This window comes from Paenibacillus sp. JCM 9796, assembly GCF_055379675.1.
The window spans coordinates 804,255-827,975 of record NZ_AP043723.1 but is presented as its reverse complement, the minus strand read 5'-3'; the positions used below and the strand labels follow the sequence as shown (position 1 = coordinate 827,975).

Annotated in this window: 20 protein-coding genes and 1 pseudogene; 20 read left to right on the top strand and 1 reads right to left on the bottom strand. The window is 50.5% G+C overall.

All coding sequences use genetic code 11. From position 1 onward, the window contains the following. Window positions 1–135: 135 nt before the first annotated feature. The 5 genes from ACZ439_RS04085 to ACZ439_RS04065 are packed head-to-tail and all read left to right on the top strand — an operon-like array spanning window position 136 to window position 6,860. A complete protein-coding gene (locus ACZ439_RS04085; RefSeq protein WP_127609642.1) occupies window positions 136–894 on the top strand; it encodes an SDR family NAD(P)-dependent oxidoreductase in 759 nt (252 codons plus the stop codon). Window positions 895–924: 30 nt separating this feature from the next. Then, on the top strand, window positions 925–2,424 hold the full coding sequence (locus ACZ439_RS04080) for an aldehyde dehydrogenase family protein (RefSeq protein WP_201318898.1): 1,500 nt from the start codon (window positions 925–927) through the stop codon (window positions 2,422–2,424). Between the two features lie 57 nt (window positions 2,425–2,481). After that, complete coding sequence (locus tag ACZ439_RS04075; RefSeq protein ID WP_181410153.1) at window positions 2,482–4,587, top strand: hydantoinase/oxoprolinase family protein; 2,106 nt, start codon at window positions 2,482–2,484, stop codon at window positions 4,585–4,587. A gap of 37 nt (window positions 4,588–4,624) precedes the next feature. Continuing rightward, window positions 4,625–6,544 (top strand): hydantoinase B/oxoprolinase family protein, encoded by a 1,920-nt coding sequence (locus tag ACZ439_RS04070; RefSeq protein WP_464620651.1) that lies wholly within the window; start codon window positions 4,625–4,627, stop codon window positions 6,542–6,544. A gap of 22 nt (window positions 6,545–6,566) precedes the next feature. Then, window positions 6,567–6,860, top strand: coding sequence for an acetone carboxylase subunit gamma (locus ACZ439_RS04065; protein ID WP_164751933.1), 294 nt, complete (start codon window positions 6,567–6,569; stop codon window positions 6,858–6,860). Window positions 6,861–6,890: 30 nt separating this feature from the next. Here ACZ439_RS04065 and ACZ439_RS04060 read toward each other — a convergent pair whose 3' ends face one another. After that, window positions 6,891–7,007 carry a hypothetical protein gene (locus ACZ439_RS04060; protein ID WP_464621106.1) on the bottom strand — a complete coding sequence of 39 codons (117 nt, stop codon included), beginning with the start codon at window positions 7,005–7,007 and terminating at the stop codon, window positions 6,891–6,893. 336 nt (window positions 7,008–7,343) lie between these two features. On the opposite strand from ACZ439_RS04060, the gene ACZ439_RS04055 reads away from it, so the two are divergent. The 15 genes and pseudogenes from ACZ439_RS04055 to ACZ439_RS03985 all read left to right on the top strand — a co-directional run bounded on the left by ACZ439_RS04055 (window position 7,344) and on the right by ACZ439_RS03985 (window position 23,691). Beyond that, a complete protein-coding gene (locus ACZ439_RS04055) occupies window positions 7,344–8,234 on the top strand; it encodes an alpha/beta hydrolase (RefSeq protein ID WP_054795325.1) in 891 nt (296 codons plus the stop codon). Between the two features lie 260 nt (window positions 8,235–8,494). Further along, entirely contained in the window at window positions 8,495–9,559 is a 1,065-nt protein-coding gene (locus ACZ439_RS04050; RefSeq protein ID WP_054798867.1) for an LLM class flavin-dependent oxidoreductase, read from the top strand. A gap of 197 nt (window positions 9,560–9,756) precedes the next feature. Then, window positions 9,757–10,239 (top strand): annotated as a pseudogene (ssuE, locus tag ACZ439_RS04045) (NADPH-dependent FMN reductase); the annotation flags it as partial. Window positions 10,240–10,564: 325 nt separating this feature from the next. Next, entirely contained in the window at window positions 10,565–11,821 is a 1,257-nt protein-coding gene (locus ACZ439_RS04040; RefSeq protein WP_127609630.1) for an LLM class flavin-dependent oxidoreductase, read from the top strand. 14 nt (window positions 11,822–11,835) lie between these two features. Then, window positions 11,836–12,642 (top strand): alpha/beta fold hydrolase, encoded by an 807-nt coding sequence (locus ACZ439_RS04035; RefSeq protein ID WP_054795328.1) that lies wholly within the window; start codon window positions 11,836–11,838, stop codon window positions 12,640–12,642. Between the two features lie 49 nt (window positions 12,643–12,691). Continuing rightward, window positions 12,692–13,585, top strand: coding sequence for an SDR family NAD(P)-dependent oxidoreductase (locus ACZ439_RS04030; RefSeq protein ID WP_054795329.1), 894 nt, complete (start codon window positions 12,692–12,694; stop codon window positions 13,583–13,585). A gap of 268 nt (window positions 13,586–13,853) precedes the next feature. Next, window positions 13,854–14,957, top strand: coding sequence for an amidohydrolase family protein (locus tag ACZ439_RS04025; protein WP_127609626.1), 1,104 nt, complete (start codon window positions 13,854–13,856; stop codon window positions 14,955–14,957). Then, window positions 14,954–15,307 carry a Rieske (2Fe-2S) protein gene (locus ACZ439_RS04020; protein WP_054795330.1) on the top strand — a complete coding sequence of 118 codons (354 nt, stop codon included), beginning with the start codon at window positions 14,954–14,956 and terminating at the stop codon, window positions 15,305–15,307. The genes ACZ439_RS04025 and ACZ439_RS04020 overlap by 4 nt, the downstream gene beginning before the upstream one ends. A gap of 50 nt (window positions 15,308–15,357) precedes the next feature. Continuing rightward, on the top strand, window positions 15,358–16,686 hold the full coding sequence (locus tag ACZ439_RS04015; protein WP_127609622.1) for an FAD-dependent oxidoreductase: 1,329 nt from the start codon (window positions 15,358–15,360) through the stop codon (window positions 16,684–16,686). Window positions 16,687–16,703: 17 nt separating this feature from the next. Further along, window positions 16,704–17,984: an aconitase X gene (locus ACZ439_RS04010; RefSeq protein WP_054798871.1), complete on the top strand. Its 1,281-nt coding sequence runs from the start codon at window positions 16,704–16,706 to the stop codon at window positions 17,982–17,984. Further along, window positions 17,981–18,397 carry an aconitase X swivel domain-containing protein gene (locus tag ACZ439_RS04005; protein ID WP_054795331.1) on the top strand — a complete coding sequence of 139 codons (417 nt, stop codon included), beginning with the start codon at window positions 17,981–17,983 and terminating at the stop codon, window positions 18,395–18,397. Before ACZ439_RS04010 ends, ACZ439_RS04005 begins: the two co-directional genes overlap by 4 nt. 138 nt (window positions 18,398–18,535) lie before the next feature. Beyond that, window positions 18,536–20,149: an ABC transporter substrate-binding protein gene (locus tag ACZ439_RS04000; RefSeq protein WP_464620650.1), complete on the top strand. Its 1,614-nt coding sequence runs from the start codon at window positions 18,536–18,538 to the stop codon at window positions 20,147–20,149. 46 nt (window positions 20,150–20,195) lie between these two features. Further along, complete coding sequence (locus ACZ439_RS03995) at window positions 20,196–21,764, top strand: ABC transporter substrate-binding protein (protein ID WP_464620649.1); 1,569 nt, start codon at window positions 20,196–20,198, stop codon at window positions 21,762–21,764. A 76-nt stretch (window positions 21,765–21,840) separates the two neighbouring features. Continuing rightward, window positions 21,841–22,785 carry an ABC transporter permease gene (locus ACZ439_RS03990; RefSeq protein WP_127609616.1) on the top strand — a complete coding sequence of 315 codons (945 nt, stop codon included), beginning with the start codon at window positions 21,841–21,843 and terminating at the stop codon, window positions 22,783–22,785. Window positions 22,786–22,800: 15 nt separating this feature from the next. Beyond that, window positions 22,801–23,691 carry an ABC transporter permease gene (locus tag ACZ439_RS03985; protein WP_127610768.1) on the top strand — a complete coding sequence of 297 codons (891 nt, stop codon included), beginning with the start codon at window positions 22,801–22,803 and terminating at the stop codon, window positions 23,689–23,691. The last annotated feature ends 30 nt before the right edge of the window (window positions 23,692–23,721 follow it).

Sequence of the window (23,721 nt, the reverse complement as noted above, 5' to 3'; positions counted from 1 at the left end):
AATCTTATCAAACTTGTTATAAAAGTTAAATTATTAAAATAAATATATAAGTTTAAGTAAGTTTTGTTGACAATATTTTCATCTGCTACTACAATTGAATCATGAAAACGTTTTTAAACTGGGAGGTTATGTCATTTGAAGCTTAAAGGAAAAGTTGCGATTGTCACGGGTGGAGGGCAAGGCATCGGGAGAGCATTTTCCATGCGCTTGGCACAAGAAGGAGCTAAAGTTATTGTCGCCGACATTAATAAAGTAAATGCAAGTCATGTTGAAGAAGAGATTAAACGCGGCGGTCTGGAAGCCAAAGCGGTTTTTGTGGATGTCTCCAATGAACAAAGCACGCTTGATATGGCCAACGAAACGGTGGAGACCTATGGAAAGATAGATATTTTAGTCAATAATGCGGCGATTTTTTCAACGATAAAAATGAAAAAAATGGAGGAAATTACCGGGGGAGAATGGGATGCCATGATGAATGTAAATTTAAAAGGCGTCTTTTTATGCTCCAAAGCTGTTGTGCCGGTGATGAAAAAACAAAATAGCGGAAGGATCATTAATATTTCCTCAGCTGCGGTCTATCTGGGACGGACGGATTATATCCATTATGTTGCATCGAAGGCAGGCGTATTGGGATTCAGCGGATCTTTGGCCAGAGAAGTTGGCGAGTACAACATTACGGTAAATTCCATTACACCGGGACCTACCTATACGGAAATTCCGCGCGAAACGGTGAATGACGACCAAAAACAGCGCATGTTAAACATGCAATCGTTGAAACGATTGCAAGTACCGGACGATCTGGCGGGAACCGTTGTATTCTTGAGCTCGGACGATTCCTCGTTTATTACGGGTCAAGTTTTCAACATCGATGGCGGTATGAATATTCGTATTTAAATGAGCGTTTTACGAGAGGAGCAGGGACCGTTGATTGAGACAAATAAATCTTTAGAGGATTGGGAGAAGCTCAAGAGATCGATGCTGGATAAAGATTGGAATATGCTGATCGGAGGGCAACTGGTTAAGGCGCAAAACGGCGAAACCTATGAAACGGTTAATCCTGCAAATGGGGAAGCCTTGGCGAAAGTACCGTTCGCCCAACAAAATGACGTTGAACATGCGGTTAAAGCTGCAAAACAGGCGTTCGAAACCTGGAAGCATGTACCGCCGATCGAACGTGGCAGGCTGATCCGTAAACTTGCCGATGAATTCCAGAAGAGAGCCGATGAGTTTGCAGTGCTTGACTCGGTAGATAGCGGAAATCCGGTTACGGCTATGCGCGGTGATGTATTTGCTTCCGCCTCCATGATGGAATACATGAGCGGATTGGCAAGCGAAATGAAAGGGGACACGTTCCCCTCCAGCCAAAATTGGCATTTGACGCGCAGGGAGCCGTATGGCGTGATTGGAAGGATCATTCCATACAACCATCCGATTATGTTCACGGCCACTAAAATCGTAGGTCCTTTAATTGCAGGAAATACGGTCGTGCTTAAAGCTCCGGATCAATGCCCGCTTTCATCCTTGCTTTTTGGGGAATTATGTCAGCAAATTTTGCCTCCGGGTACCGTAAATATTGTTAGTGGCGATGGCCGGACGACGGGCGACGCCATTGTACGTCACCCGGATATTAAAAGAATCGGGTTGATCGGCAGCGTTGAAACTGGAAAAACCATTCTCAAATCATCTGCAGAAGTTGGAATCAAGCATATATCGCTCGAGTTGGGCGGTAAAAATGCAATGATTGTATTCCCGGACGTTGATTTGGAAAGTGCGGCTAAAGCGGCGGTAAAGGGCATGAATTTTACATGGTGTCAAGGGCAATCCTGCGGATCGACATCAAGGCTATTCGTGCATGAGGATATATACGACCAATTTTTACCGAAATTGAAGCATTATGTAGAGCAAATTAAAATCGGAAATCCGCTGGATCCTGAAACCGAAATGGGATGTTTGGTTTCCCGGAATCAGTACGATAAGGTTGTTTCTTATATCGATGCCGGACATCAACAAGGAGCCCGTCTTCTCATCGGGGGGAAAAGAGCCGAGGGAGATACCTTTGATAAAGGCCTGTTTATTTTGCCTACCGTATTTGAAGATGTAAATGAAAAGATGAGCATCTTCAATGAAGAAATATTCGGCCCCGTCCTCTCGGTGATCAAGTGGAATAATGTCGAAGATGCAGTTCGACAAATCAACAGTGTCCCTTATGGATTAACCGGTTCGATATGGACCCACGATATTCAAACCGCGCTCCGCATGGCGGAGAACATAGAATCCGGTTTCCTCTGGATAAACGGCAGTTCCTCCCATTACCTGGGGGTTCCGTATCAAGGTTACAAAAACAGCAGTATCGGTTCCGAGGAAGGCCTGGATGAAATATTGAGCTATACTCAGGTGAAAACGGTTAATATTGTGATGGAATAATGTGCTTCATGCTGCATGCTTAATCATATTCATTCAAATTTAGAAAGGAGAATGAAAATGGAAGTGGAAGAGTATATTGTTGCAGTGGATACGGGGGGGACGTTTACCGACTGTGTCATCGTGAATAGTAAGGGGCAGGTTACCGTCGGTAAAAGTCATTCGACCCCGCCGGATTTTTCGGAGGGGGTTCTCGAATCCGTTCGGGTCACGGCAGAAAAAATCGGATTGACGCTGGAGCAATTGCTGCCTCGTACGATACAGTTCATCCATGGTACAACGGTAACGACGAACGCTATGGTGGAAAGAAGAGGGGTCAAGGTCGGATTTCTAACCACAGTCGGGCATAAAGACGTTTTACATATGATGAGAATTATGGGCAGAACGGCAGGCATGCCGGTTCATCAGCTTCAATTATCCAAAACAAGCAAGCCTGAGGCCATTGTTCCCAAGCAGTTAATAGAAGAAGTTTACGAGCGCGTTGATTACAAGGGAAACGTGATAGCGCCGCTTGATCTCGAACATTCCCGTAAAGCTATACAGCGTCTTTTAGATCAAGATGTGAAAGCGATTGCAATATCCCTTCTCTGGTCCTTTAAAAACCCCGAGCATGAACAAATATTAAAGAAGCTTGTTAAAGAACTGGCTCCGGAAATGACGGTTTCCTTATCCAGTGAAATTGTACCTAAAATTGGCGAATATGAACGGAGCGCAACGACCGTTATTAACAGTTATACGTCACCCTTGTTGTCCGGATACGTGAATAAGCTTTATGAAGGGTTAAGCTCCAAAGGTTTAAAAACCCAGCTTCTAATTATGCAGTCCATCGGCGGTTTAATGCCGGCAAACGAAGCTGAGCGGTTGTCCGTTACGACTTTGATGTCCGGCCCCGCTGGCGGTGTAATGGGCGCCAAGTTTCTCGGCAATAAATATGGCCATGCCAACGTGATTTGTACGGATGTAGGCGGCACGACCTTTGACGTAGGGCTGGTCGTGAACGGGGAGCCGGTCATTTCGTCAACGACCGAGATGAATCAATATACGCTTTCTTTGCCTATGATCGACATTGTTTCCATTGGTGCGGGCGGAGGCAGTATTGCTAAGGTAGATGTCGGGTCAACATTGCTTGTTGGTCCGGATAGCGCGGGGGCTAGACCAGGTCCGGTTTGCTATGGCAAAGGCGGAACGGAGCCTACCGTTACGGATGCGGATGTTGTCCTGGGATTCATTGATCCTGACTATTTCCTGGATGGAAAAGTAAAGCTGTACAAAGATAAAGCCGTTGAGGCCATAAGGGAAAAAATTGCGATACCGCTTGGCCTGTCCGTAGAGGACGCAGCTGCCGGTATTGTAGAAATCGCGAATTCCCATATGGCGGATCTCATTCGAAAAATGTCAATTGAACGCGGATACGACCCAAGGGATTTCATCATTTATCTCTATGGCGGAGCGGGACCTACGCATGGCACGGCATACGGCCGGGATCTTGGCGTAAAAGAAATGATCGTGCCTTTGGGTGAAACCGCCGCCGTATATTCCGCTTTCGGTATATCCAGCTCCGACATTTCACACGTCTATGAAATATCCGACCCGGCCGTAGCACCTTGGAACGTTAAACAAGTCCAAGATAATTTCCTCTATTTGGAGGATAAGGCGATAACCCAATTGTTGGAAGAGAATGTTAAGAACGAACATATCCGTTTAGACCGCTGGGTGGAAATGCGTTATAAGGGGCAAGTTCATCAAGTGGATGTGCCGTTTCCAAGCGGCGCCATTCATGAGCAAGCATTGTCGCAAGTGGTTGTAGAATTTGAATCCCGTTACGAGACCTTGTATGGAAAAGGCTCTGCCTTTAAAGAGGGCGGCATTGAACTCGTGAGTTACCGGGTTAATGCCTATGGAAAACTTCCGAAGCCGTCGCTTGAAGCTAAAACAGCGAATGAGGCTGAGCAGCAGCTCGTAATAACCAACCGTTCTGTTTACTGGAAGGAATTAGGCGGATACAGGGATACAACCATATATCGCGGTAACCTTGCAAGTTATAAGGATTTGATTGCAGGTCCGTCTGTAATCGAACTTCCTACTACGACCATTCCCGTCTATCCAGGCCAAACTGTTCAAGTCGATTCGTTAGGCAGCCTCATTATTCATAATTCGGTTGAATGAAGTTGTTCAAATAACAGAACGGCAAGGAGGGTATGCAATGTCAAAATTCACCATGGATTTCAAAAAAGCATCTGACTTGAAAATTTCTGCGAAAACCCCGATTTATGAAAAACAAAGCGCCCATGAGGTTGATCCGATTACCTACCAGGTTGTTTTTCATAAACTGTGGCAAATCGCCGATGAACAGGAAAAAACGATCCAGAAAATTTCCGGCTCGCCGATTGCCACCGATGCACACGATTTTAACGTGATGATTTCCGACAGCTACGGTGAAATTGTTGTACTTGGCACAGGTGTCGTCATGCTAGGCAGTGTTATGGATTCCGTTGTCAAATGGATTTTAGAGAACCGCTCGGAAAATCCGGGAATTGAAGACGGAGACATTTTCCTTTGCAACGATCCTTGGGTCGGGGCGCTCCATCAAAATGACATGGCTATGATCGCTCCCATTTTCGTGGATGGCAAATTATTCGCTTGGACCGGTTCGACGATCCACCAAGTCGATGTAGGCGGGGTTAATCCGGGAAGTTTCTGTATCGACGCCAATGATTTATATGCGGAAGGTCAACCTTGGCCACCGATCAAAATCGTTAAAAAAGGGGAGATTCAGTCCGATATCGAAGATTTATGGATGCGGCAAACACGCGCCCCTGCGCTGTTGGCCATTGACTTGCGGGCCCATATCGCTTCCATTAACATTGTAAAATCCCGTTTGCTGAAGCTGGTTGAACGCTACGGCGCAGATACGGTGAAGAGCGTTATGGAGAAGTCGTTGGATTATGCGGAACTTCGTCTTCGCAATCGGTTAAAGGAATTACCGGATGGCACATTCAGGCATGTGGATTTTCACGATGTAGCGCAGAAGGGCGATCGCGGTGTGTATAAGATTGCTCTAACGATGACGAAAGATAATGACCGATTGATATTCGATTTTTCGGAAACCGATCCTCAAATAGGAGTCATTAACGCTACACTGATTTCTGGCACGGCCGGAGCGGTCCTGCAGGCGGTTCTGCAGCTTTTGTGCAATGATATCCCTTGGTCTGTGGGCGGAATTAAGCGCGTGTTTACGGTGGAAGCCAAACCGGGCACCATCCTGAGTGCGCAGCATCCTGCCGGGGTTAGCATGGGGGCGACAGGCTCAGCTTGGCTGGCCGGAAACTGTGCGAATATTACGATTTCCAAGCTGCTGATGGGGCATCCGGAGCATAAAGACAGACTGGTAGCCGGAACAGCGGGATCTTGGGTTACGGTTATACCGATGGGCCTTGATCAATACGGCAACCCGTTCTTGACCATGATTATGGATGCCATGGCAGGCGGATTTGGAGCACGCAGTTTCGGCGACGGTGTAGATACGGGAGGTTTACTCTGCACACCAAGCGGACAGTGTCCAAACGTGGAGAGCAATGAGCTGTTCTTCCCCATTCTTTATTTGTACCGGCGGGAAAAAACGGACTCCGGCGGCCCGGGGAAATATCGGGGCGGCCTGGGTGCGGAGCTTTGCTGGATTCCGCATGACACGGAACAAATGTTACTGACCGTCAGTTCATTCGGTGCAGCCATTCCGAATTCCGCCGGAATTTCGGGCGGGTATCCTTCGAATACCGTACAAGTTAAAATGATGCGTGATACGAATATTCACCAGCTGCTAAGTCAAAGTTTGATTCCGCAAGATTTTGCGGAGATGGAAGGGAAACTGGAAATCTGGCAGCCTAAAACAGATGCGGTTCAACAAAAAAACGATGTGTTCTACTTTTGCTTCCAGGGCGGCGGGGGCTACGGCGATCCTTTGGACCGGGAACCGGACAAAGTTCGCGAGGATGTTCTGGAAAACAGAGTCAGTCAGCAGGTTGCCTATGATGTGTATGGTGTGCTGCTTGATGGAAACGGAAAACTGGATGAACCGGCAACGGAAGAGCGCCGTCAACAAATTCGCCAAGCAAGACTGGCTTGATAGGGAAAGGGGACGATCAAACATGGCCTTGATTTTAAGCGAATATTTGCAAGTAACGAATGAGGGTAACCGGCATATCCAATGTCGCAAATGCGCCCACAATATCAGTTCTGTTGATAAAAACTATAAGCTTTACACGGTGATGAAAGAAGAATCGGTTCAAACGGCAAATCCCCAAAATGTCGATTCCCGTCAATATGTGGATAAGGATATGGTTTTTCGCCGGTTTTTTTGCCCCAATTGCGCGACCCAATTAGAAACGGAAGTGAATGTGAAGGGAGAACCCCCCGTCTGGGATATCCACATTAAAATCTGAAAACCGAAGAGACGCATCGCTTTCTGGCAATCAGAAGGGCTGTCCCAAAGTAAGCGTCAACAAAGAGTCATAGAGCTCGCATGCTATGTCTGTAGCAATATATTCAACTTTTGGCGGGATCGTTGGATAGACTATTCGAACAATCAATCCATCGCGCTCCAAGTTGAATGTTCCAACAACTTCCGCGAAAAGCTGGGTTACCGGACCGAAGAAAAGCTGCGGAAATTTTGTACAACTATGCGATATGCGAGAACGGCAAGTTTGCCTATGTGCACAAATTCAAGGCAGCGCTGCTTTATTGGTCGCCGGAGAAGCGCTTGTTTCCAAAGCTGGGAGAGACGCAATGAATGAACCCGGAGTATGGGAATATAAAGAAAATATTCTAATATATCGCTTTTGCACTTTATCAAGTGAAGTTCCTATGCTACAATTTTAACATTCCGATGGGAACAGTCGAAAATGAAGCGAAGAGGTGTTTAACCTATGACGCAAAGGGATGAATCGATCGTTCATGAACGTTTTACGCTGCCGGCCGGTCAGCTCGATACCGGAGAGCCGCTGTATATTCGCGGGGACGTCAGGCTGGCGGCAGGGGGACAGACGGCACCGAAGCCGGTCCTGCTGATATGCCACGGCTTCAAAGGATTTAAGGACTGGGGATTCTTCCCTTACGCCGCCTCGCGGTTCGCGGAACGCAATTACTATGTCGTTACGTTTAATTTCTCGTGCAATGGCGTGAACGAGACCGATTTCGATGAGCTGGATAAATTCGCAGTCAACACGTACTCCAGGGAGCAAGCCGATCTGGAGACGCTGCTTCAGGCGCTGCGGGAGAGGAAGCTGCCGCTGGCCGATCATGCTGACTTGCAGCGCCTGATACTGCTCGGCCATAGCAAGGGTGGAGGGACAAGCATTATTTTTGCAGCCGAGCACCCGGAGGTCCAAGCGGTGGTCACCTGGAACGGCATCGGGAAAACCGATTTGTTCGACGACGCGTTCAAAGCACAAATTGCCGAGCAAAGCGTAGCGTACGTCGCCAATGTCAGAACGAAGCAGGAAATGCCGATACGTGCGTCCTTCTATGAGGACCTGCGGGCGAACGGCGATCGCTTCGACATTGCCCAAAGATTGGCAGGCCTCCACATTCCGGTGCTTCAAGTGCAGGGTGATCAGGACTCCCCCCGTCTCAAGGCCGGGTTCGAGCTGCTGCGTTCGGCGGCGCCGCAGCACAGCGACCGGATCGTCACGATCGAAGGCGGCACGCATACGTTCGGTGCCGTGCATCCCTTTCGGACGACGACGCCGGAGCTGGAAGGCGCGATCCATGCGACGATTCAGTTTATGGATGATGTAACGAACCTGAACCGTCCTTAAATACCGAAGCGGCCTTGGTCCTAAATTCAATTGGACTGAGGCCGTTTAGTTTTGCCTGTAATCGCTATAGTTTGAAAAATTTGAATTGACAAAAAAACGGATAAATTCTATAATTTGATTAATCCAATTGAATTAATAGGATTTGACCGGGACACCGGATTATCCATTCTCTCAGAGAGAATGGATTTTTTATTTCTAAATAATAAAGGATTAAATTTATCAACTATCATTTAACTTTTTAAATCAAGGAGGATGTAAACATGAGTCGAATTGCAGGTCCTAGGTTTGGAATTTGGACACCGGTTTATGGAACATGGGGGGCTACGACACATCCGGAGGACCCCTTTGACGCTTCTTGGGAAAGAGCTAAGCAGCTGGTGCTGTCCGCCGAAAAGCTCGGCTACGATTCAACTCTTATAGCCCAGCATATCGTCAATCCGTACGGACATGAAATTGATATTTTGGAGACCTGGACCGCAGCCGCTGGTCTTGCCTCATTAACATCAAACATTGAAATTATCGCCGCGATAAAGCCAACGCTCTTCCACCCGGTGGTGCTCGCCAAGCAAGCTCTCGGCATCGAAGAGATCAGCAGCGGCCGGTTCTCGATCAATGTGGTCAATGCTTGGTATAAACCGGAGCTGCTCCAATCGGGCATTCCATTTGCCGAACATGACGAGCGTTATATTTACGGAACCGAATGGCTCACGATCGTCCGTTCGCTGCTGACCGGGGAGAAAACCAGCTTTGAAGGCAAGTACTTCCACGTTGATGGAATTGAATTGAACCCGGGACCGAAAACAAGGCATCGTCCTACCATCTATGTGGGAGGAGAGTCGGAGCCGGCGAGAGATTTGGCTGCGGGACTGGGAGACGTCTGGTTTATTAATGGGCAGCCGCTTGAGAATGTCGAGGGGCTCATCCGTTCCGTTGCCAGGCGGAAACGGGAAGGCGTCCCCGTCCGCTTTGGGCTGTCCGCTTTTGTCATTGCGCGTGAGACGGAGGAGGAAGCACAGGCCGAGCTGGCTAAAGCTTGGGAATATGCAAAGGCCGACGAGCATCTGAATGAACAGCTCTTCGGACATGCGGACCAGAAAGCAGTTATGTTTCAAACGATTGCCAAGTATCCGGCTATAGGTACGAACGGGGGCACGGCAGCGGGGCTAGTCGGTTCTTATGACCAGGTAGCCGAGCGGATCGCAGCGTTTCATGAGATTGGCATCGAACTGTTTATGCTGCAGTTCCAACCGTTTGAAGCCGAGATGGAGCGCTTTGCAAGGGAGATTTTCCCGCGTGTTCGCAGCTTGAACCCGGTCGCACTTTAACGGGGACTGGAAAAACGATTTTTTGTAACCTACGGCACTTAATTTCAATTAGAAAATATGAGCTCGAAGAATTGACAGGTTGACGGAGACGGTGTTAGCATCATTATAACGCAGTTAGTTTATCGGAATTATTTTAATTCGTTCTGATAAGCTTGCTTGTCGATACAAAATGACATCATAGTAGGAGTGTGGGATTCGTGTCCAATGTCGTTATTATTTCTGGAAGTACTTCAAGCACATCCCGCTTGAATGGAGTTTTGCAGCAAGTTGAAGCATTGCTGCACGATCACAAGGTTGAACGAATTGATGTAAGAAGCCTGCCGCCCGAGGATTTGATCTACACCAAATTCGACAGTCCGGCTATTATTGAAGCCAATAGACTCATCGAGCAGGCGGATGCGGTTGTGGTAGCGACTCCCATCTATAAGGCGTCTTATACCGGCGTGCTAAAAACGTTCCTTGACCTGATTCCGCAAAAGGGGCTTCAGGGAAAGGTGATTTTGCCTATTGCGATAGGAGGAACAATTGCTCATTTATTGGCTATTGATTATGCTTTAAAGCCGGTGCTTTCCTCATTGGGCGCTAACAATCAGCTTCAAGGCGTTTATGCCCAGGACGTGCAGGTGAATCGGGCTGAGGATGGAAGCTTTGGACTGACGGAAGAATTGCATCAACGGCTTCAGGGAATCCGTTCAACAATTCGAAAAGGAAATACAGGCGCTCCTGCAGAAATCCCCGGTTTGAATGCCGACAGGCGTGCCACAACGATAAGCGTGCAATCCACAGATGTGGTTGCGCGCTTTTGTTTGGTTATCGACCTGTTAGATTTTCAATATTTTCTAACGGTTTAGGCTAAGCTGTAAGAAAATACGAAGATCCTGTAAGAAACCAGTTAGATAGATGTTTTATTTTTATAAAAGGTCACACATAAAAATTAAATGTAAGCGGTATCATCTTGAGGCCTGGAAGCGCAGTTTGTAAATTCAGACTTGGGAGGGAAAACCAGTGAAGTTTATTTATGTGAATATCATGCCTTACCGGGATTTACCCGAGGACTTTGTGCAAAATCATGAAAGTGTTTGGGTGACCATACCGAGCGAATTGTATGACGCCGAAAAAGGTCATTTGATGTTTAACGAATATGTGGACCAATATGAGATTGCTGTCGACGCAGGCTTTGATGCGGTTGGTTTCAATGAACACCACGGCAATGCCTACGGACTGGATAACTCTCCGAACATTATGGCGGCTATGCTGGCGAGAAAAGTTCGCCAAACGGAAAAAACATGTATTGTGCTCATTGGCGATAGTATTGCTCTGTACAATCCCCCCATCCGCGTGGCTGAAGAACTGGCTATGCTGGATAACATTACGGGAGGGCGTGTCGTGGCAGGTTTTCCGGCCGGAACCTCCATGGACACCAACTACGTATACGGCATTCCCCCTGCTGAATTAAGACCCCGGTTCTATGAAGCGCTCGACCTCATTAAACAGGCGTGGACGCGAAGTGAAGTTTTCCCTTTCAACGGCAAATATACGCAGCTCAAGCACGTCAACCTGTGGCCTCGCCCTTATCAAAAGCCGCATCCGCCGATCTGGCTTCCCGGGAGCGGGAGTGTAGAAACATGGGATTACTGTGCCAAGAACGATCTTCCTTACTATTATCTCAGTTATAGCGGATATGCGACGGCGAAGAAATTTATGGATGGTTTCTGGGAGCATCGTCAGAAGCTTGGGAAAGATTTGAATCCTTATTGGGCCGGATTTAATCAGGTGATTCTAGTTTCCGAAACCGATGAACGGGCTCAGCAGGACTATGAAGAGCATCTTCGCTACATGCTGAGAACACTCATGCACATTCCGGCTAAATATGCGGAAGCTCCAGGATACCGTACCGCTAGAAGTGTAGCCGAAAGCTTGGTGAGTCAGTTCGCTTTACATGGTAAGAGCAGATACTCGACAAAAACTGATTTTGACTGGAAGCAGATTGTTGAAGCGGGCAACGTCATAGCCGGTTCCCCTGCGACCGTTCGCGACAGGCTTAGAGAAATGATTAAATCGCTTCGCGTGGGTAATATTACGGCGCATCTGAATATCGGCTCCATGCCGCATCATTTAGCCGTTAAAAATATTGAGCTGTTTTCGAAAGAAGTCATGCCGTATTTGCATGATATTTGGGATGATCAATGGCCTGTTGTCGGATGGCCGGAAGTTGCGAACAACCGTTTAAATCATGCGGGCCTGGCCCAAAATTCCGTTTAAGGGGGAGTCATATCATGTCGTCACCTGAACTGCTGACCATCCAGCTGCGCAAAGGCGCGCAAGCGAAAGTTCTCGTTGCCGGGGAAGGCAAGCCCGTCATCTTCCTGCATGGAGCGGGGGGGTTGAAATGGGATGTTTATTTAGAGGAATTAGCGAAAGAATATAAAGTTTACGCTCCTTACTTCCCGGGAACAGGGGGGGCTACAAGCTGTAATGAACTTGATCTTCGGAATTTGTGGGATGTCGTGCTTTATTACTTTGATTTGATTGATTTGTTAGGGATCGAGAATGTGGATATCATCGGTCATTCCTTCGGGGGCATGCTGGCTGCAGAATTGGCGGCAACCGACTCGAGACGAGTACAGAATCTGCTGCTGCTTTGCGCAGCGGGATTGTGGGACGAAGAGATTGAGAAGAGATCTGCCTCCATGGAAGGCGATTTAAATTCCAAATTATTTTACGATAATGAATCTCCGCTGGCCCAAGCCCATTTTGCTTTACCGGAGGATGCGGATAAACGTTTGGAGGTACTGATTGATCAGCAAGTCGTTATGGCGGAAGCTTCCCGGTTCCTGTGGCCGCTGCCGGACAAAGGTCTTCGCCGTCGTCTGCATCGGATACGAGCCCAGACTTGTATTGTTTGGGGGAAGCAGGATGCCATTCTTCCAGTCGATTATGCGTATGTGTTTCAGAAGGAAATTTTGGGCGCAACCGTTGAAGTTTTAGATCAAACCTCGCATTTTCCGCAATTAGAGCAACTGGACGATGTATTGGAAACGACCTTCTCCTTGCTCACTCCGGATCCGGTGGCGAAGCAATAGCCGGCCAGGGCGGTTGGTGCGCGCCGTAAACCGATGAGGGAGGGACGTCATGCAAGATTTCAAGGGAAAAGTTGCATTCATTACCGGAGGAGGCAGCGGAGTCGCTTTAGGGCAAGCTAAAGTCTTCGCCAAAGCCGGTATGAAGGTGGTCATCGCCGATATCCGTCAGGATCACCTGGATCAGGCGATGGCCTATTTCGAACAAACGGATGCACAGGTGCATCCCATTCGATTGGATATTACGGACCGTAAGGCGATGGCCGAGGCGGCCGACGAGACGGAACGCGTATTCGGTCCGGTGCAGCTGTTGTGCAATACGGCAGGAGTCAGTATTTTCGGTCCGATGCAGCAGGCGACTTACGAAGATTGGGACTGGATTATGAATGTCAATGTCGGCGGCGTCATCAACGGCATCCAGACCTTCGTCCCGAGAATGATCGAATACGGCAAGGGCGGACATATTGTGAATACGGCATCGATGTCAGGCTTTACCCCCATGACCGGTACCGGTGTATATTGCACGTCAAAGTTTGCCGTGCGGGGATTGACCGAGTCTCTCCGTATAGATCTTGAGCCGCATCATATCGGGGTATCGGTGCTGTGCCCGGGGGCGGTGAATTCGAATATTCACGAGGCGGTGCGCACGCGTCCGCAGCATCTCGCCAATACCGGCTACTACCATGAGGATGAAGAGATCATGAAGGGGCTGAAGGCGGTCATCGAGCCCGGTCTGGACCCTGTCATCCTGGCGGAGAAGGTGCTGGAGGCAATCCGGAACAATGAGCTTTATATTATTCCCTATGCGGAATTCAGAGAGCCGTTGATTGAACTGCATAACCGTGTACTTTCGGTTCTGCCCGATCCGAAGGATGACCCGGATATGATGAAGCGCGTCGAGGCCATTCAAAAGAGCAGAAGCCCACAACGTCAGGACGCCGGATGACCCGGAGCTTGCAGCGGGTACGTATTCATTTGTTCACCATTCAAGAGCGGCGAATAAAGGATACGGACCTAAAGTCCTTGTAACAGAATGATCCCGGCCACCGTCCAGCATTCGCCATGAGGAAAGATGTGAATGGGTCGTGTGGCCGGATGCCTATACGGCATTGATGTAAGCGCTGCCAACTAGCGCGGCATTCCCGCAAGCAACGCGCCTGTCGGTCACGGTTCTTGACTTACCGATATGAATGAATGAAAGGAGCATGAATATAATGGCTGCAGCCCCGCGGTTGATTGATACCGATTTACACAATGATTTAGCCGGTCCCCGAGAACTTCTTCCTTTTTTACCCAAAGAGTGGCATCAGCAATGGCTGGAACAAGGAATAGGCGTCGGAGGAAAATCCTGGAGTGCCGTCGGCTATATACGGAAAGACGTTAAGCCGGAAAAAGGCGGCTACCCCGGAAGCGACCCGGAGTTTGTTCTCAAGGACCATATGGACAGATACGGCTTTGATTATGCGATCTTAACCGGAAACGCCTCCATGATCGGCATTTCCTTAAATTATGATCCGGACTATGCCAATGCGGTCGCGTCTGCTCATAACGATTGGCAGAACGAAGTCTGGTTGAAAGCGAGTCCCCGGTACAAAGGGTCGATTCTGATCAACCATGCCGATCCGGATGCAGCAGTCCGGGAAATTGAACGGCTGGCCGGCCATCCGGATATCGTACAAGTCATGATGTGCAGCGCGTCGCGGACTTTGTTCGGACAAAGATTTTATCATCCGATTTATGAAGCCGCCGAAAGGCACGGGCTGCCTGTGGCCATTCATCCGGGGAATGAAGGACTTGGCCCCACCTACCCTCCCACGCCTTCCGGATACCCGACTCGTTATATGGAATGGCAAAATATTATTCCGATCAACTATATGTCGCAAGTGAACAGCCTGGTCTGCGAAGGCGTATTTGAAAAGTTTCCAAAGCTGAAATTCGTCGCCATTGAAGGGGGCATTTCCTGGCTTCCGCATCTGATGTGGCGGATGGATAAAAACTACAAAGCACTGCGGGATACGGTGCCCTGGTTGAAGAAGCTCCCGTCCGAATACATCAAAGAACATGTGTTATTAACGACGCAGCCGATCGAGGAGCCGACCCAACCCCAGCATCTGGTGGATATTATTAACATGTGCGGCGCTGAAGACATGGTCATGTTCTCTTCCGACTATCCGCATTGGGATTTCGATAATCCGAAAATGGCACTTGCCTCGTTCCCAAGAGAGTTAAGAGAAAAAATCGCCGCCAAAACCGCAATGGATGTGTACGGTCTGAAGGAAGTCGTGGAAGGTGCCGGCATTGGGGGAGTCGCCGGATGACCAGACACGCGGTTGCCAAAGTCGCCGACCTGCGGGAGAAGGGGCGACACCTTGTAGAGGTCAAAGGCATGGAGCTTGGAATTTTCATGGTGGACGGTCAATATTATGCATGGCGCAATGTATGTCCGCATGCGGCAGCGCCGGTTTGCGTAGGCAAGGTTTGCGGGACGCGTCTTCCATCGATGGTGTATGATTACGAGTTCGGGCGCGATCAGGAAATATTGCGCTGTCCGTGGCACGGATGGGAATTTGATCTCAAAACCGGACGACATCTTGTCGATACGGACACCAAGCTGAGAGGGATTGCCGTGGAAGTGGAGGATGAGGGCATTTATGTGGTTATGCCGTAAGGTCGGGTTGGAACAAGGAACGTTATCTATGGATAAGGAGCGTGTTCGATATGATAGAGGGAGCAAAAGCAAGCACCGCCACGCGCGTGGTGCAAAAGAACAATGAGAGTCCCGTGCGTGAGGTGGAAACGGATATTTGCGTTGTAGGCAGCGGAATCGCGGGCATCTCGGCCGCACTGGAAGCTGCGCGGCTCGGGCGTAAAGTGACGCTGGTCGACGGGCTTCCGGCCCTTGGCGGCCAGGCTGTAAACTCGATCATCGGCACCTTCTGCGGTCTTTTTTCGAGCGGCAAGAAGGGCTATCAGTTCACCCATGGAATCGCCGACGATATACTGCGTGAGCTCGGCGCTGTCGGCGGGGTCCGCTTTCACTGGGAATCGACGAATGCGGTCATGTATGACGAGATCGCCTTATCCCGCTGGATCGAGGAGGCGGTGAGCGCTGCCGGCATCACCGTCGTTCTCGGCGCCATACTTAGGGGAGCGAACCGTGAAGGAAGGCGCATTACCTCGATTGAGCTGACTACGCGATACGGAGACGTGCGCGTTACTGCAAACGGCTTTGTCGATGCGACGGGAGACGCAGCGCTGGCGTGGCATGCCGGGCTTCCTTGCCGGGAAGCGGCCGAGGTTGCGGTTTACGGTTCCCAGATGATGGTGGTCGAGGGGATCGACGAAAAGAACTATCCGGGATTTGGCGTCATTGGCGCAAGACTGAAAGAAAGAGCCGACGATTACGGAATCGTCCGTAAGGACGGCTTTGCTATACCGTTCCCGGGGAAGGGAACCGCGTTGGTCAATATGAACCATGTGGAAACGCCGCTTGAACCGGTGGCCGCTTCCATGAAAGCTATCGAGGGGAAAACAGAGGCGGACAAAGCGTTGAACTTCTTGAAAGGTGAGTTTCCGCTTTGCTTCGGCAAAGCACGCGTCCGCAGCTACGGGTTTGCCGGAATTCGCCAGACGCGTTGGATTGTCGGCAGCAAGCAGTTGACGGTTGAAGAGGTGCGCGCCGGCACGCGTTTTCCGGACGCAATCGCGCGTACGGCATGGCCGGTTGAACTGCATAGTCATGCGGAAGGCTATATTTGGGAGCCTTACCCCGATGACCACGTTCACTACGTGCCCCTGGGGAGCTTGACGCCTCCGGATGTCGATAACCTGGTTGCGGCTGGACGCTGCATCGATGGAGACGTTGCCGCCCTCTCGAGCGTACGCGTAATGGGACCCTGCATTGCGATGGGAGCGGCTGCGGCTAACGCATTGGATCTTGCAGGAACTGGAAGCGTCCATCAAATCGACATCGCCGCCCTGCAAGAGCGGCTGAAGGATAATCTGGAACGCACCGACAACCCGTGGATGGAACCGATCGCACTATAAGAACGGAGGATGAGATTATGAGATTAACGGACGAAGAAAAGTTTATGCTGGATGGCCGGGAGGGGCCGGCCGTGCAGAAGTCGATGGATTTATTGGTTCGCTACGGCGAGGCTTTGGGAGCGGAGAAGCTGATCCATACCAACAATGTGAGCACTGCGGTAACCATTGCGGGTCCGCTGATGTCGAATTATGCACGCCAGCACGGATTCGACGCCGCCTTTTCCGAATTCAACCTGGACAGTCAGGAGCCCGTCGAGATTCCCATGGTCAAGACCCATTCCTGCCAGCTTATTTCCGGGATGGATACGGAATACTGGGAAGCGCTGGGCGCTCCCTCCGAGCAAGTGAAGCTGACGAAGGAGAACGAAGCGTACAACGCAGGACTCGGCATCCAGCTGATGAGTACATGTACGCCCTACCAGATCGGCAATGTGCCGGTGAAGGGAGAGCATTGCGCCTGGATGGAGTCCTCGGCGGTGGTGTACATCAACTCCATTCTCGGAGCGCGCACCAATTGCGAAGGCAGGGAAAGCACGGCGGCTGCGATGTTCACGGGACGGATTCCGTACTGGGGATATCATATCGACGAAAACAGGCTGGGCACGGATCTGGTGGAAGTTGAATGGGAAGTCGAGAGCATGACCGATTGGGGGCTGCTCGGCTACTATGTCGGCGAAGTCATCGGTGATCGGGTGCCCGTCCTGAAAGGGATCCGGCATGTGCCGAATTCCTACCGCGTCAAGCATTTTGGAGCTGCGGCCGCTTCATCGGGCGGCGTAGAAATGTATCATATCCCGGGCATTACGGCGGAAGCCCGCACCATAGAAGAAGCTTTCGGAACGAATAAGCCGCAGTTCAGCTTCAAGTTCGGCAAGGCGGAACGGCAGCAAATGTACGACAACCTGAACGTTTCCGCCAAAGATACGAACGTGGACTTCATCATGCTCGGCTGTCCGCACGCATCCATCGAGCAAATTTGGGAAATCTGCAAGCTGCTGAAAGGGAAGCGGATCAACAGCGGAACGAAATTGTGGATCTTCACGCCGAGGGCGCTCCGGCAGTTGGCGGACAAGAATGGATACACCCAAATTATTACCGATGCCGGCGGTCTCTTGATGAGCGATACGTGTCCGGCAATCAGCCAAATGCTGCCGCCGGGAACGAAGGTTGTGGCGACGGATTCGGCGAAGCAGGCGCACTACCTGCCGGCAATCACCGGCGTACAGACGTGGTTTGGATCGCTTGAGGACTGTATCCATGCGGCTGTCACCGGCAAGTGGAGCGGGGGGCTGCGATGAAGAAAATTGTACTGCACGGGAGGAAAATCGTCGGCGGCTGCGCGGAAGGGGAGGCTCTGGTCACCCACGATTCGATCTCGGGATGGGGCGGAGTCAATCCGATGACCGGTAAGATTGTGGAAGTGCGCCACGAACTAAGCGGCCAAAGCTTTGCTGATAAGGTGCTTGTCTTTCCGGGTGCCAAAGGTTCATCCGGATGGTCCGGCATTTTCCATAGCACGCGGCTGGTCGGAACCGCTCCCAAGGCGATGCTCTTCAATACGATGACGACGAAGGTCGCCCTGGGAGCCGTGGTGACGCATGCACCGGCTATGACCGACCTGGATGAGGATCCGCTCAAGATCATTGAAACCGGCGATTGGGTCAAGGTGGACGCCGATAACGGCATTGTGGAAATAACCAAGAAGAGCTAGGACTTCTTGTCTTGTTTCGTAGAGATAAGCACCGCAGCTTCACTGTGCTTCTATTCCAACTACATATTTGAACAAATATTCATGCAGGTTCGACGGAGCTGATCAACCAACGCTTACGAAGAAAGAGGGACTGTTCAAATGAGAAAGAAGTCAGGTATGGCCAAGTTATTGTATCTCAGCGTCGCCCTTTGTTTACTATTCTCTGTCATCATTTCCGGTTGCGATGCATCGGACAATTCAGATAAGGATGCGAAAGCGACGAATGCTCCGGCGAATTCTGCGAATCCGGCGGCTACGGGGCCGACACCGGGCGGCACCGTGAAGTTTATTATGTCGAGCACCGCGACAAATATCGGTTTTCCAGCCACAGATGCAGCCTCGTTTACGCTATACTACAACAGGCCTGCGCTTGAATCGCTGGGCCGTTATGATGGAACAGGCAAGATGACGCCGTTTCTTGCGGAAAGCTGGCAAAGCGATTCGAAGGCGAAGACGATTACGTTTAAAATCAAACAGGGCATCAAATTCCAGGACGGTACGGATTTTAACGCGGAAGCGGTAAAGTGGAACATCGAGCAGTACGTGGCCGCCAAGCGTCCTGAAGTAAAAGGCATACAATCGATTCAAGTGATCGACGCGAGCACGGTGCAGCTGAACCTGGCTTCCTGGGATATCGGCTTGCTGGACTCTATTGCCTATTTCGTATTGATGGTATCGCCGGCAGCCGTGGAAAAGAACGGCAAAGACTGGGCGGTCAGTCATCCGGTCGGCACGGGTCCTTTCAACTTTGTCAGCTGGGAGAAAGATGTTTCGATCAAGTTTAAGAAAAATGAAAATTATTGGCAAAAGGGTAAGCCTTATCTTGATGCTATCGAATACTCCTTCATTTATGACCTTAACACGGCGGGCAATGTGTTTAAATCCGGGGGCGCCGATGTGATCACCCAAATGACCGCGGAGACGACGCTTGAGCTTGAGAAATTAGGGAAATCGACCATGCAAAACAATGCGAAGATCTATGGCCGGATTGGCTTGGGATTAATGTTCGACAGCGGCAACCCGAATTCCCCGTTAAAAGAGCTGAAGGTGAGGCAGGCTGTCATGCATGCGGTGGATACCAAGGCCATTATCAAATCAGTGTTAAGAGGATTAGCCGAAGAGACCAACCAATATTATGATTCAACCGCCCAGTTTTACAATCCGGATGTGTTGGGCTACCCCTACGATCCGGAGAAAGCGAAGCAATTGCTGGCGGAGGCGGGGTATGCGAACGGCTTCAAGACGAAGATCACGACGATACCTTCCTATGAAAATTTAGTGACAGCCGTTCAAAGCTACCTGGCCAAGGTAGGCATCGATGTGCAAGTGGTTACGATGGACGTATCGAAGCTTATCGCTTTGACAGCGGGTACGTGGGACGGGATGACGGTTTATATCAGAACGCTGCAGCCTAACGCTCCGACCTTAATCTACCGCAATTTCGGCCAGGACGCCGCCTATTTCTCCAAAAACATCATCCATCCGGAAAGCTTAAACAAGCTGCTGAAGGACGCCATAGACGCGCCGGATGCCGAAGCATCCAGAAAAGCAGTGTTGGACATGCAAAAAGTCCTCCATGATGACCATGCGATGTATTTCCCGATGGCAAGTCCGATAAGTTCGATCTTCATGAATCCGAAGGTCCAAAACCTGGGGATGTTCAAAACGAACGGGTACGATTGGGCTCCTGAGGATGTGTGGGTACAAAAATAAATCGTATGTTGAAAAAGGGAGTGTTGGAATGAGAAAGAGGTCAGAAATGACCAGGTTTATATACTTCAGCTTTGCCGCTTGTTTGTTTATTTCTGTAATACTGAGCGGATGCAGCAAAGAGCCTGCGATTCAAGAAGCTTCGAAGGAACCGACGAATACAGGGCCGACGCCAGGCGGCACGTTGAAAGTTATTGTGCTCGATAATGTCACCAATCTGGGATATCCGGCCGAACAACGGGTATCGTCGAGTCTGTACTTTGTTCAGCCGGTATTGGAAACGCTTGGCCGCTATAATGAAAAAGCGATCATGACACCATGGCTTGCGGATAGCTGGCAAGCCGATCCGCAAGCGAAGACCCTTACGTTCAAATTAAAGAGCGGCATTAAATTCCAGGACGATACCGACTTTAACGCAGAAGCGGTGAAGTGGAATATCGAAGAGTACCAGAAAGCCAAACGTCCCGAGGTCAACGGCATCCAATCGATGGATGTGATCGATGCCCACACGTTGAGGCTGAATCTTGAGCAATGGGACAACAATCTGCTTGAATCGATTGCCTATTACGTCAAGATGGCATCCCCGACGGCGATTACGAAAAACGGAAAAGACTGGGCCATTAAAAACCCGGTCGGCACGGGTCCCTTCAAGTTAGTCAGCTGGGAACGCGATATTTCGGTCAAGTTTAAAAAGAACGAAAATTACTGGCAGAAGGGCAAGCCTTATTTGGACGGCATTGAGTATTCCCTCATCTATGACCGGAATACGGCGGCCAATGCTTTTAAGACGGGGGGCGGCGACGTCCTGACGCAAATGAGCGCCGAAACTTATTTGGAGCTGGAGAAGACGGGGAAATACGTGATCCGTACGAATGAGAACATTACTGGCCCCTTGGGTGTAGGACTGATGTTCGACAGCGCCAATCCGAATTCCCCGTTCGCGGATGTCAAGGTCAGGCAGGCGGTCATGCATGCCGTGGACTCCAAGGCCATTATCGGTTCGGTGCTTCGCGGGATGGCCTTGGCTACCAACCAGTGGAATAATGCCTCTTCCCAGTTCTACAACCCGGATGTGAAAGGATTCGCATACGATCCGGAGAAAGCGAAACAATTGCTGGCGGAGGCCGGTTATCCGAACGGCTTCAAGACGAAGATCACCACAGACGCATCCAGAGCCGAGGTCATGACGGCCGTTCAAAGCTATCTGGCCAAGGTGGGCATTGAAGTTGAACTGGTTACGGTGGACGCCGCGAAGTGGAGCGCGATGATTGCGGATAAGTGGGACGGGATGATTCTGTTCTATAGAGCGCTCGCGCCGAATATCTCGATCCATATGAACCGGATCATCAGCAAAGACGGCTCGCTGTACGCCAAGCACATCATCCATCCGGATAAGGTAGAGCAGCTGCTTGCCGAAGCAAGGACAGCGACGGATGCCGGAGCCTCGAAAAAAGCAGTGCTGGAGCTGCAAAAAGTGATTTTCGATGAATATGCCATCGGGTTTCCGCTTCTCAGTCTCGTAAGCGGTATGGCCATTTCCCCCCACGTGCAAAACATCGATTTCGATAAAACGAATGCGTTCGACTGGAACCCGGAGGGCGTGTGGTTGAAGAAGTAGCCGGTACAATGAGGGTAAGCCATGCTTCCGACTTACCCTCGTTATCGTTAATCTTGAGCGAGGGAGGCGTCCATTAATGGCAACATTTATCCTAAGAAGGCTTCTGCAGACCGTCATTGTTCTGCTCATTGTAACGATGCTTGTTTTCCTGATCATGCAGCTGCTTCCCGGTGACCCGGCCCGCATCATGCTGGGCAGCGAGGCTACCCAGGAGCAGATCGATCTGCTGCGGGAGGAAATGGGACTGGATCAGCCGCTGCCGGTTCAATATCTTCACTGGCTCGGCAATGTGCTCCAAGGGGACTTGGGCAAATCTTTATACTACAAAGACGCGGTGACCGGTACGATCGCCACCCGTCTGCCGATCACGCTGCAGCTCGGGATTTATTCGCTGCTGCTGGCGTTGCTCATCGGTATTCCCGCAGGGGTGATCGCCGCCGTCAAGCGCGGGTCGGCATGGGATTCCGCCGTTCTCCTGATTTCCAATTCCGGGATTTCGATTCCCAGCTTCTGGCTCGCGATCCTGGGCGTGTATTTGTTCAGCATGCAGCTTGGATGGCTGCCGGTTCAAGGCTATGTATCGCCATGGGAAGACTTTGGCGAAAGCGTCAAGCATATGCTGATGCCTATTTTTGTTCTAGCGCTGGCGTCTTTGGCATCGATTGCCCGCCAGACCCGTTCGGCGATGCTGGAGGTCATCCGGCAGGATTATATTCGAACTGCCCGTTCCAAGGGCTCGAAGGAACGGCTGGTCATCGTGAAGCATGCGTTGCGCAATGCGCTGATCCCGATCATTACCCTGCTTGGCTTGCAGCTCGGACATATCGTCGGGGGGATGGTATTTATTGAATCGGTATTTAACATCCCCGGGATGGGAAGGCTTATCGTTCAATCCATTCTTAATCAAGATTTCATCGTCGTTCAAGGCTGCGTATTGGTTATTGCCGCGATCGTCGCTCTGGTGAATCTGATTGTGGATATTACCTACAGCTACGTGGATCCGCGGATTCATTACGAATAAAGGGGGAAGAGCTTGATGGAAACCGCACTTGCCAAACCGGCAGCGAAGCTTTCGCCGCGAACAAGCAACCTACGGAAATTTCTCCGCGTCTTTCTGGCGCGCAAGGCTGTCGTAGCGGCCTTGATTATTCTGCTGTTAATCGTGCTTTGCGCCATATTCGCCCCTGTTCTTTCACCCTACGACCCGTACGAGCAGGACTTGAGCAATACGCTTCAGCTATCGTCCTCGGCGCATCTGCTGGGCACGGACTTGTTCGGCCGGGATATCTTAAGCCGGATTATTTACGGAACGCGTGCATCCCTTGCCGTCGGGATTGTGTCTGTCGCGATTGCCGGAGGCATCGGCATGTCGCTCGGTCTGATCGCCGGGTACTTTCGCGGCATTGTGGACGGCTTCATTATGCGGGTGATGGACGCGCTCATGGCGATTCCTCCGATTATCTTGGCGCTTTCGGTAGGGGCTGCGCTGGGCGGCGGTTTGGCTAACGTCATGATCTCGCTCGGGGTTGCCTTGATACCCAATTATGCGAGGCTAATGCGGGGACAAGTATTGTCGGTAAGGCAGGCGGACTATGTCGTGGCGGCTGAAATCAGCGGCGCAAGCAACCTTCGTAACATGCTGGTTCACGTCCTCCCCAACTGCCTGTCTCCCTTGATCGTGCTGATTACGTTGAATTTAGGGGTGGCCATTCTCGCTGAAGCCGGTCTGAGCTTCCTTGGACTCGGTATCGCTCCGCCCGGAGCCGCCTGGGGCTCCATGATCAATGACGGATATAAATATTTATCCACCAATCCGCTGCTTTCTTTTGCTCCGGGCATCGCGGTCATGATTACGGTCCTGGCCTTTAATCTGGTTGGCGATGCGCTAAGAGACGCGCTGGATCCGAGGTTGAGAGGAACGACGTAATAATCGGATTGGAAGAAAGTCGCCGCATGA